Raw genomic sequence first — 11,365 nt, 5'->3', positions numbered from 1 at the left:
GGCAGTTTAGCGACCGTCTGCTCGGCGTCCCAGATCGAGTTTAGCAGGAACGTCCCGCCCTCGCGGATACCGTCTATGACGTCGTAAATTTCAAGATACGCCGCGACCGAGCAGGCTACGAAATGCGGATTTGAGACGAGATAGGTCGAGCGGATCGGATTTTTACCGAAACGCAAATGCGATCGCGTATAGCCGCCTGATTTTTTACTATCGTAGGCAAAATACGCCTGCGCATAAAGATCGGTTTTATCGCCGATGATTTTGATGGAGTTTTTATTCGCTCCTACTGTACCGTCCGCGCCAAGGCCGTAAAATAGGCACTCTTTTACGCTTGCGTCGCTTAGCGAAATTTTCTCGCCGACTTTTAGCGAGGTAAATGTCACGTCGTCCTCGATACCGACGGTAAAGCCGTTTTTAGGCCCCTCTAAATTTAAGTTTTCAAAGACCGCTAGCATCTGAGCAGGATCGACGTCTTTTGAGCTTAGGCCGTAGCGGCCACCTACGATCACAGGCTGATTTTTACGTCCGTAAAACGCAGCCTTGACATCCAGATATAGCGGCTCGCCTAGGCTTCCAGGCTCTTTCGTGCGGTCTAACACGGCGATCTTTTCTACCGTCTCAGGCATCACGTCAAAGAGGTATTTTAGGCTAAACGGACGATATAGATGCACCTTTAGCACACCTACTTTTTCGCCCTTTGCGCGTAGGTGATCGACGACTTCTTCGAGAGTTTGCGTTACCGAACCCATCGCGACCACTATGCGCGTAGCGTGCGGATCGCCGTAATAATTAAACGGTCTATAATCGCGTCCCGTGATTTTTGAAATTTCTTTTAGATACTCGGCCACGATATCAGGAATCGCGTCGTAGTAGCGGTTAGCTAGCTCGCGCGTCTGAAAGTAAATATCGTCATTTTGCGCTGTACCGCGAGTTTTAGGACTCTCGGGGCTTAGCGCCTCGTCTCTAAATTTTTGCAGCGCCTCGCGGTCTAGCAGTCTATCAAAGTGCGCGTAGTCAAATACCTCGACCTTTTGTATCTCGTGGCTCGTGCGAAATCCGTCGAAAAAGTGCAAAAACGGCACGCGACCCTTGATCGCTGCTAGATGCGCGACGCCGGCGATATCCATGACCTCTTGCACGGAGCCGCTTGCCAGCATAGCAAATCCCGTCTGGCGACAGGCATAGATATCCTGATGATCGCCAAAGATTGAAAGCGCCTGAGCCGCGATAGAGCGAGCGCTCACGTGGATGACGCCGGGTAGTAGTTGGCCTGCGATTTTGTACATATTCGGGATTTTTAGAAGTAGACCTTGAGAAGCCGTGTATGTAGTAGTTAGCGCGCCTACCTGCAACGAGCCGTGTACGGTGCCTGCAGCTCCGCCCTCGCTTTGCATTTCGACGACTTTAACCGGCATGCCGAATAAATTTTTCTTGCCCTGAGCCGCCCACATATCGGTGTAATCAGCCATCGGCGAGCTAGGGGTGATCGGGTATATGCCCGCAACCTCCGTAAATGCATAAGCCGCGTGCGCCGCAGCCTCGTTTCCGTCCATAGTTTTCATTATTTTAGCCATTTTTCCGCCTTAAAATTATCTTAAAAATGGCTTTATTATAGAAAAAAAATCCAAAATTTGTCATTAATCTCTGTCATTAATAAATTTAAAATTTATAAATAACTAAAATTTAAGGCTAATTCCATTATTGTAAAAGTAAAGTAGAAGGATAAAATTTTGATAAATGTCCATAAAATAGCCTATTTAAGAGTTATTGCACTAACTTTTGGAGCTTTTATATTTAATACAACAGAATTTGTACCAGTGCCACTTCTAAGCGATATGGCAAAAGATTTTGGTATGAGTACGGCCGATACTGGACTTATTATCACGATCTATGCATGGAGCGTGACGATATTATCTTTGCCATTTATGCTTTTGACTGCAAATTTAGAGCGAAGGTCGCTACTCTTAAAAATTTTTATACTTTTTGTGGCTTCTCACGCACTTTGTTCTGTTGCTTGGAATTTTACGGTTTTGACGATCGGCCGTGTGCTTATCTCTATCTCTCATGCTATATTTTGGTCGATCACCGCCTCGCTTACCGTTAGGGTGGCGCCTATCAATAAAAGTTCGCAAGCTCTTGGTCTTTTAGCACTTGGCACCTCGCTGGCGATGATACTTGGCTTGCCACTTGGCAGGATAATAGGTGACGCCTTTGGTTGGCGTATTACATTTGGACTGATTGGGGTTTTGCAGTAGGAGTTGGTTTTTGGTTGCATAAAATTTTACCGATTTTGCCTAGTAAAAACTCAGGCTCCCTAAAAAGCTTACCAGAGCTTGCTAAAAATGGTTTTTTAATGGTTATATTTTTGCTAACAGCTATTGTTGTGAGTGCGCATTTTAGCACTTATAGCTACATCGAGCCATTTGCAAAGGGCATTAGTGGTTTTAGTGGCAAATTTATCACTATATTTTTGCTCATATTTGGTGCCGCTGGTATCGTGGCAAGCTGGCTTTTCTCTAAATTTTATAGGCTTATTCCAAATGCCTTTTTAACTCTTTCTATCACACTTATTTTGGCTTGTTTACTAGCACTAAAATTTATCGCCACAAATGAGTTTTTAATGCTTGCGCTTGCCTTTATCTGGGGGCTTGGCATAGCTGGGATAAATATGAGTTTTCAGATAAAGGTACTAAATTTAGCTTCAAACGCTACAGATGCTGCGATGGCGATATACTCAGCCATTTACAATATCGGCATCGGAGCAGGGGCGCTAATAGGGCATCAAACGATAGTTCGCCTTGGCGAAGAAAATATTGGCAATGTTGGCGGTATCTTTGCAGCAGCTGGTCTTGTCGTTTTTCTTGCAGCAGCGGTTAAATTTAGGACAAAAGAGCTCAAAAAGTAAATTAAATGAAAATTTTTATTTTAGTTTTAAAAAAGCTTTTCTGCACTAGAATTTGACCAGTTAAATTCGCTCAAAGGAGTATAAAATGGCTTTTGGGGGTATTATAATCGGTCTTGTGACCCTTTTTGTAGTGGGATTTGCTATCATCAAAGGCAAATACGCACCACTTGTTCTATTTCTCTCTGGCGTTTTTATGTTGATCTGCTCGGTCTTGCTCGGCACTGGACACTTTATGCCAAAGCAGGCTGTGCCAACTGGCAACTCATACTTTGACATCGTAGAGTTTATACGCTACATGTTCTCGAACAGACTCTCAAATCTCGGCCTTATCATCATGTTTATGGTCGGTTTTGCAAGCTACATGACGCATATCGGCGCAAATCACGCCTTTGTTGGCATCGCTACAAAGCGCTTTAAGATGATAAAAAACCCTTACATCATGGTTTTTGTCGCTTTTTTTGTCGCAAAGCTCATAAGTATGGTCATCACAAGCGCTGTTGGGCTTGGAGTTTTGTGTCTTGCGCTACTTGGGCCAGTGCTCATCTCGCTTGGGCTAAATAAACTAACAGTAGGCTCTATCTGCGCGATGTCTGGAGCGGTCTCGCTCGTGCTTCTTGGTGCTTCAACGGCCGCTGCTGCAAAGGCTACGCAGCTTAGCATACTTGATTATGTATTTACCTATAAAATTCCAGCAGGCCTGCCAACTACGCTAGTTATCGGTATCGCTCTAGTTTTTTGGAACAGATATCTGGACAAAAAAGAGGGCTGGGTTTGTAGTGAGCATGTGGGCGATGTGATGGAGTTTGAGGGGACAAAAGAAGAGCTAAAAGAGGCGCCTAAAATTTACGCACTTTTGCCCTTTTTACCTATGATCTTGGCGGTGGTTTTCTCACGCTACGCTATCGCTTCTATTAAGCTTGATATCTCAGCTATCATCATCATCTCAGTAGTTATAGCCATGTTCTTTGATGCAGTTAGATGTAAATTTAAATTTGACGCTATCGCCGAGGGTGTGAAGGTCTTTTTTAACGCTATGGGTAAGAGTTTAAGCGGCGTAGTCGTTCTGATCATCGCAGCTGGCGTCTTTGCAGAGGGATTTAAGGCTCTTGGCATGATAGACGCAATCATAAAGCTTGCAAATACTCTAGGGCTTGCCGGCTTTGGCATGTCGGTACTTTTCGTAGTCATCACGACCATAGTTACCATCATTTCTGGCTCAAATGGAGCGAGCTTTTATCCGCTCATAGAAATGGTCCCACAAATCGCATCTAAACTAAATGTAAGCTCTGTCATGCTCGTACTTCCTATGCACCAAGCTTCAACGATCGCCCGTCCGATCTCGCCAGTCTCAGGCGTAGTCATAGCCATAGCCGGCATGCTTAAATGCAGCCCAATGGATATCGTAAAACGCTGCAGTGTGCCTGCTATCTTGGGCCTAGTAAGTCACCACATTTTTGTATTTTTACTTTCGTTGTGAGGTTAGTATGAGAGAGGCTATTTGGGACTTTAGTGACGCTTATGGTGATTTTGATGATGTTAAATTTAAAGAGGCGTTTGTAAATTTAAAGGCTCTCGTTTTGCAAGCTAAAAATTTGGCTCGCAAAACGAGCGATCTAAATTTAGCTATAAACGCTTATGAGCTTGCTTTTGTTGAGCTAAATTCGCTTTTGGCATTTTGCAGATGTAAGATGAGTAGTGATGTAAAAGATGAGAGAGTAAGCGACATAGAGGCCTATCTATTATCTGACATGGCAAATTTAGAGCAGGCAAAGGTGGCTATCTTTAAAACCATAGATACGCTCGATGTCTCAAATTTCTTTTTTAAAAGTGGTGAATTTAAAAAGATAAAGCCGCTATATGATGAGCACAAAAACAGTTACCAAGCAAAGCTTAGCCCAAAAAGCAGTGAATTTTACGATCAAATTTCAGTTAGCAACTTTGCACCGATTTATGGCATATTTAGGCACTTAAACAACCTCATATCAGTTGAGGCTACAAATAGCTCTGGCGAAAAAGGCGTCTATAGCTATGCAAAATGCGCTGGAGTCTTAAAGGGCTCGCCAGATCAAATGTTAAGAAAAAACGTCTTTTGCGGACTAAAAGAGCACTATAAAAAACATGCAAATTTGTATGCAGACTTACTAAATATGCTAGCTGGCTTTAGGCTGAGCAAATTTAAAGCTGCAAAAACCGACTTTTTATCGCCAAGTTTGGAGCAAAACAAGATCAGCAAAGAGGCACTTGATGCGATGTTTGAGGCAGTTTACATGAGGCTAGAAAAGATAAGAGAGTGCGTGAGTCTTAGGGCAAAGTACCTCCCAAATGGCGAAATTTACGCCTGCGATCTTTTGGCTCCATCACCATTTGCCAGCAAGGATAAATTCTCTTACGAAGAGGCTATAAATTTTATCCTCGCTGCGCTTAGCAAGGTCGATAATGAGGCTTGCGATTTTGTAAAAATGATGATAGAAAAAGGCTGGGTGGAGGCTGATGTGCGTGACAACAAAGCTGCTGGGGCATTTTGCGTCTGGCTTGGTAAATTTAAGCAGCCGCGCCTCTTTTCAAGCTACACAGGTGCGCTATCTCACGTCATACAGCAGGCTCACGAACTTGGTCATGCCTGGCACTACTGGCTCATGCGTGACATCTGCGCATTACATCAAAGGCCGCCTATGAGCCTAGCTGAGTGCGCTAGTACATTTAACGAAGCCCTGCTTAGAGATCATCTAAGAAAAAGCAGCAGCGATGATAAATTTTGTTTTGATATCCTATGGCAGGAGCTAAAATCAGCGGCAAATTTCATGCTAAATATCGGCGTTAGGTTTGAGTTTGAGAGTGCTTTTTTAAAAGCTAGGCAAAATGGTGTCGTAGGCGTTAATGAGATAGAAAATTTGATGCAGCAAGCGTGGTGTAAATTTTATGGAGACTCCACAAAAGATATGGAGAGTATTTTGCCTTATTTTAAGCTACATTTTTACAAAACGGATCAATACATCTACAACTATCCTTATATGATCGGCTACTTGATATCGCAGTTTTTAATGAGCGAATTTGAAAAAGATAGCGCTAAATTTCTAGCTAGATACAAGGCATTTTTAATGGATAGTGGCGTGATGAGCGTTGAGGATTTACTAAAAAAACACTTTAAAAAAGATGCTAGAAAGTGTGAATTTTGGCTTGAATGCATTGATAATGCACTGCGATACATAGATGACTTCAAAAAGCTAGAAAAGAAGATAATTTTCTAAATTTAAGCTTCCAAATTTAACCAAGGACGTTACAAATTTCTACATATAAGTGATAATAAATATCATAACTAAGAATAATTTTAGCAAAGCTTTCTTATAATCGTTATCAGAAAATAAATAAATTTTAGGAGCTTGTTATGTCAGTTTTAGTTATCGGAGCAGATGAGATAACGCCTATTAAGGCGGTTTTGCATGATTTGGGAGCTGAAAAGATAGAACACTGGGACGCTAGAAATGAAAACCGCGTAAATCGCAAGCCAATCCCTCAAGACACCGAGTGCGTGGTGATGCTAACTAGTTTTTTAAACCACAACACGATGAAGACCATTAAAACTCAAGCAAAAAAGAGAAATATCCCTATCGTTTGTGCAAAAAGAAGTGTTAGTTGCGTATTTTGCGAGTATTGTAAGGTCTTTGGCCTAGATAAGGAATTTGGATGCAAAGAATAATCAATGAAATTCGGACTTTTATCAGATATTGGCGAAATAACTCCAAGTATTTTTGCAAAGCTTGATAAGCTTTCACGCGCAAAAATTTTCATCGCACTTTATAATGTTGGCGTAGAAGGTGAGCTAAAAATTCCGCTTTCTTACGCTAAATTTCTAAATTTCAAAGAAATTTTTGAGGCCAGGATAAATTTCTTACTTCGTGAAAAATGTCTAAATTTTAAGCCAGTAGATCGCTTTTGCCTTCCCTCAAATATCATCATAAATGCTTATTTAAACGGTGATTTTTCGAAGATAAAATTTGTAGCAAAAGAGCCAAAGATGCCAGCTGCAAAGATGATAAAAATGCTTTACGCAAGCGGTAAATTTGAGCTTTGTATCGATGCAGCGCAGATGTTTTGTCAATTTGTTTATGATAAAATACGCCTCCGCCATCAAGACAAAGAGGTCGTGCTAAATGGCAGCCTCATTTCGGTCAAAAAAGATGGCAAAAATTTGCTCAGCGTCATGCCAAGCTTTAAAAAAGTAAGCTTTGATGATATGAGAAATTTAAACGACGATATAGATAGAGCTGTTGGAGAGCTTGGACAAGAGTGCGAGATGGTTTATATCGTTTTTCCTAGAAATGAGGAATTTAGGCGTCATGTTGAGGTTAGGCACTGTTATGCGAGAGGGCAAATTAAGCTCGTGCCTTATACGATTATTAGTAAAATTTTTTAAAAAGGATAAAAATGATAGGTATAGTTTTTGGAAGCAGCATGGGAAATACTGAAGATGCAGCAAAACTTATAAGCGAGGGTCTAGGCCTTGAAAATGAGCTTTTAAACGTCTGTGACGTGGACGCGGCAAAACTAAATGACTTTGATAAGCTAATCCTTGGTACATCAACCTGGGGCAGTGGTGACCTTCAAGATGACTGGGATGCATTTGACTTTAAAGCATTAAATTTAAATGGCAAAACGGTTGCCGTTTTTGGTATGGGCGATGGCCAAAGCTACTCAGATGAGTATTGCAACGGTATGGCGAAGCTTTATGATGCGGTAGTCGCAGCTGGTGCAAAAGTAGTCGGTGAGGTCAGCACTGATGGCTATACTTTTGATGGTTCTGATGCTGTGAAAAATGGTAAATTTGTAGGTCTAGCGCTTGATGCAGATAATGAAAGCGACAAAACAGAAGCTAGAATTTCAGCTTGGATAGAGCAGATAAAACCACACTTTGCTTAATGCAAATTTAGCTAGAGTTTTCTAGCTAAATTCTCTCAATTTTTAAATTTAATACATTTAACAGTAAAGAAAGGGCGGCTCACTCCTCTAAAAGTGAGACTGCTAGAGCTTTTACACCCTTAAAATCAACCTTGCCACTTGCAAGTGTTGGAATATCATCAACTATGAATATATAGCTTGGTGTCATGATCGGAGCTAGGTTGCTCTCTTTTAAAATTTGCTCGATATTTTCAGGCTCAGTGCCGCTTTTTACCAAAAGTGCGATCGCTTCACCCTTTTTGCTATCTGGCACGTTTGCGCTACTAAAGACAACGTCGCTTCCAAGCACCTTTGTAAGCTCTTCTTCGACACTGCCAAGGCTTATCATCTCGCCGCCTATCTTGGCAAATCTTGAATACCTATCGACGATAAAAACAAAACCGTTTTCATCTATGTGACCTTTGTCACCAGTTTTATAGTATCTGACACCATCGATGTGCGTGATTACATCGCTTGTTTTGGCTTCGTCGTTTAGATAGCCCTTCATCACCTGCGATCCGCCGATCACTATGAGTCCATCGGTGCCAGTTTCTAGCTCTTCAAGCGTTTCTGGGTCGATTATCTTAATGATCGTGCCAGGCAGAGGCATACCAACGCTGCCAGGCCTATTAAATGTAAGCTCTTTTAGGCTCTCTTTTTCTAGGATATTTGGCATATTTACAGCAGCCACCGGCGCTGTTTCGGTCGCGCCATAACCTTCATAAATTTCTATGCCAAATTTGAGCCTAAACTCATCTTTTATCTCAGGTTTTAGCTTCTCAGCCCCAGCTACGACCATTCTGGCACTTTGAAACATCAGCGGATGAAGCTTTTTGTTTCTGGTGTAGAGCCTAAAAAACGTTGAGGTGCCAAAGATGATGCTGGCGCTGTGTCTTGCAGCCATTTTGCCGATAGTCGCTCCGTCTGTTGGGTCAGGCACGCTTACCATTTTTATCCCCTCGCAAAGTGGCATGAGCGTGGTGACTGTTAGTCCAAATGAGTGAAATACTGGGAGCGAATTTAAGATCACATCATCTTTTTTGAAATTTAGAAGCTCGCTTATTTGCTTAATGTTTGCAAGTAAATTTTTGTGGCTTAGCTCGATGCCTTTTGGCTCGCCTTCGCTGCCACTACTAAATAAAATAGTAGCCGTATCTTCTAAGCCCACTGGCTTAAAATAGCAAAGTTTAATAAGCCAAGCTGGGGCAAAAAATGCCGTTAAAAGTGTGAAAAATTTCTCTTTTTTAGAGACTAAATTTGATAGATCTTCGGCAAATTTAGCCTTGTCATTCATCGCATCTTTTAGATCAAAGCCCTTAAGTGCTAGTTTTTCAAGAAATTTACTAGATGTTATGACTGTGTTTATATTTGCCTTTTTTAGGGCGTGATTTAGCGAGGTAACATTAAGCGTGTAGTTTAAATTTACGCTCACTTTGCCCATGGCTAGAAGCGCCATATTTACTATCGCTGCGATACTTGAGCTAGGTAATAAAATGCCTATATTTTTCTCATCTTTTATCTCGCGTTTAAAAATTTTGATAAAGACTAAAACGGCGGTTATAAATTTCAAATTACTTAAATTTAGCCCAGTGCTATCGCTCACGCACTCTTTAAATTTATCCTCTTTTGCGTTGTTTAGCCACTCCTCGGTTAGTGGTTTTTGCCTTGAGATAAAGCTCTCCCACGATGAAAAGCTAAGCTCAAGCACCTTTTGCTTCATCTTTGCAGCGTTTATAAATGTGGTTATTGGTTTACCAAAGGCGACGATGATGTCGCGTCTGCCGTTTTTAGAAGTGAGGTCTTTATAAAATTTATTAGCCCTTGAAAAGCTCGAGCCCCAAAGGCCACGAAGGTAAAATGGCACGATGCAAATTTCTTTTAGATCTCTGATGATAAGCTCAAAGCCCTTTTGAAACTCATTTATCTGGCCGTTGTAGCTGATATGACCCTCTGGGAAAAGTGCAACCACTTCGCCATTTTTTAGGCACTCCCTAACTATCTCGATCGACTCTTTGCTCGCCCCTGCGCCTATTGGGATCACTTTAAAAAATTTAAAAATTTGCTTTAGATACCATTTGTTATAGATCGTTCTATACATGACAAATCTTATGCCCCTTGGGCTTGCTGCTTGAAGCACGAGCCAATCTATCCAGCTGATGTGGTTGCCAAGAAGTAGCGCACCGCCACTTTGTGGTAAATTTTGCAGGCCCTCTACAAAAAAGCGGTACTTTGTCTTTAAAAATGGCAGTAAAAGCAGCCTTGTAAAAAGATGTGGAAGCTGCAAAATGGCGTAGAAGCTACCGATTAGACAAACTAGCGCTGTAAATACAAAAAGCCCAGTTGTTGATACTTCAAAATAAACTAGTCCTATGCCAATGGCTAGAAATAGCAGCATTGAGACGTTTTGCAAGAAGTTGTTTGCTGCCATTATTTTGCCGGTCGTCTTTTGCGGGGCAAAGTACTGGATCATCGCATTTAGCGGCACTATAAATATGCCTCCAAAAAAGCCAAATGCAAATGAGCTAAGGCTCACTACGCCGATGTTTGAGCCAAATGCGAAAAATAAAAGCGAGAAAAATATACCCATGGCACCCATCGGCACGATACCAAGCTCAATGTGTAGCTTTGACATAGAGCCAGCCACGTATGAGCCAAATGCGATACCTATTGCACTTGCTGCAAGTATCGCTTGCACCGCTAGCGAGCTGTCGTCATTGAAAACCGCCTTATAGTGAGCCGGAAAAGCTGCGATGATGATCTGAGAAATTCCCCAAAATATGCTTAGTCCAGCGATGCTTAGCCAGATGTTTTTATCAGACCTTACCTCTTTTAAATTCTCTCTTAAATAGCTAAGGCTAATGTATCTTTTAAGCTCAAATTTGTCGGTTTCTTCGTTTGTTTCGCTGATGTATGGTAGCTTGTAGGCGAAATACGCTTCAAGCGCGCTAAAGACCACTAAAAAGATACCGATAGGATAGACGCTTTTTAAAATTTCTTCTGAGTTTCCACCTTGGATATATAAATTTTCAAATATAAATGAAAATAAAAATGAGCTTGATAAGATGGCAACGATGGTTAGTGCTTGGATGACGCCGTTTGCGGTGCCAAGGCGCTCAGGGCCGACGAGAGCCTTAATGATTCCATATTTTGCAGGCGAGTAGATAGCACTTTGAGCAGCTAGTGTGAGCGTTAAAGCAAAAGCTACGCCAAAAGCGCCCGCAAGATAGCTAAAAAGCACTGCGACACTAATGATAAGGCCAAAAATAGCACAAATTCTTATGACTTTTGTCTTTGAGAATTTATCATTTATAAAGCTTGATGGTGAGAATAAAAATATAAAAGGAAGCAAAATCATTGCATTTATAACGGCTGTTAATATAAAAAGTATGTCGCCATCATATGTTTTTAAAAGAACATTTTGGATAGTGATTTTGTGTGCCAAATCGACGCTTGCATTTAAAAATGCGATCGCAAGGTAAGGCAGAAAGCCAGCGATTTTTAATAAACTCATCATAGAAAGACCTT

At 41.5% G+C, this 11,365-nt stretch carries 7 protein-coding genes and 1 pseudogene; 6 read left to right on the top strand and 2 right to left on the bottom strand.

The window, feature by feature from the left end:
* Positions 1 to 1,574, bottom strand: a 1,574-nt coding sequence (gene nifJ, locus ACTTKV_RS07290; RefSeq protein WP_442549928.1) for a pyruvate:ferredoxin (flavodoxin) oxidoreductase, incomplete at its 3' end; no start/stop codon positions are given.
* A 156-nt stretch (positions 1,575 to 1,730) separates the two neighbouring features.
* Here nifJ and ACTTKV_RS07285 point away from each other — a divergent pair.
* The 6 genes and pseudogenes from ACTTKV_RS07285 (at position 1,731) to fldA (ending at position 7,822) form a co-directional block, all read left to right on the top strand.
* Positions 1,731 to 2,905, top strand: a pseudogene (locus tag ACTTKV_RS07285) (sugar transporter).
* 85 nt (positions 2,906 to 2,990) lie between these two features.
* On the top strand, positions 2,991 to 4,382 hold the full coding sequence (dcuC, locus tag ACTTKV_RS07280) for a C4-dicarboxylate transporter DcuC (RefSeq protein ID WP_442549927.1): 1,392 nt from the start codon (positions 2,991 to 2,993) through the stop codon (positions 4,380 to 4,382).
* A gap of 7 nt (positions 4,383 to 4,389) precedes the next feature.
* Positions 4,390 to 6,153 (top strand): M3 family metallopeptidase, encoded by a 1,764-nt coding sequence (locus ACTTKV_RS07275; RefSeq protein WP_442549926.1) that lies wholly within the window; start codon positions 4,390 to 4,392, stop codon positions 6,151 to 6,153.
* Between the two features lie 137 nt (positions 6,154 to 6,290).
* On the top strand, positions 6,291 to 6,602 hold the full coding sequence (locus ACTTKV_RS07270) for a DUF2325 domain-containing protein (RefSeq protein WP_002939277.1): 312 nt from the start codon (positions 6,291 to 6,293) through the stop codon (positions 6,600 to 6,602).
* A 3-nt stretch (positions 6,603 to 6,605) separates the two neighbouring features.
* Positions 6,606 to 7,319, top strand: coding sequence for a hypothetical protein (locus tag ACTTKV_RS07265; RefSeq protein WP_442549925.1), 714 nt, complete (start codon positions 6,606 to 6,608; stop codon positions 7,317 to 7,319).
* A gap of 11 nt (positions 7,320 to 7,330) precedes the next feature.
* Positions 7,331 to 7,822: a flavodoxin FldA gene (gene fldA / locus ACTTKV_RS07260; protein WP_442549924.1), complete on the top strand. Its 492-nt coding sequence runs from the start codon at positions 7,331 to 7,333 to the stop codon at positions 7,820 to 7,822.
* Between the two features lie 79 nt (positions 7,823 to 7,901).
* Here the strand turns inward: fldA and ACTTKV_RS07255 are convergent, their stop codons facing one another.
* On the bottom strand, positions 7,902 to 11,354 hold the full coding sequence (locus tag ACTTKV_RS07255) for an acyl-[ACP]--phospholipid O-acyltransferase (protein WP_442549923.1): 3,453 nt from the start codon (positions 11,352 to 11,354) through the stop codon (positions 7,902 to 7,904).
* Positions 11,355 to 11,365 lie beyond the last annotated feature (11 nt).

The organism is Campylobacter sp., from assembly GCF_052169515.1.
GTDB lineage: Bacteria > Campylobacterota > Campylobacteria > Campylobacterales > Campylobacteraceae > Campylobacter_A.
The sequence above is the reverse complement of the archived record's forward strand: the minus strand, read 5'-3'. Positions and strand labels throughout refer to the sequence as shown.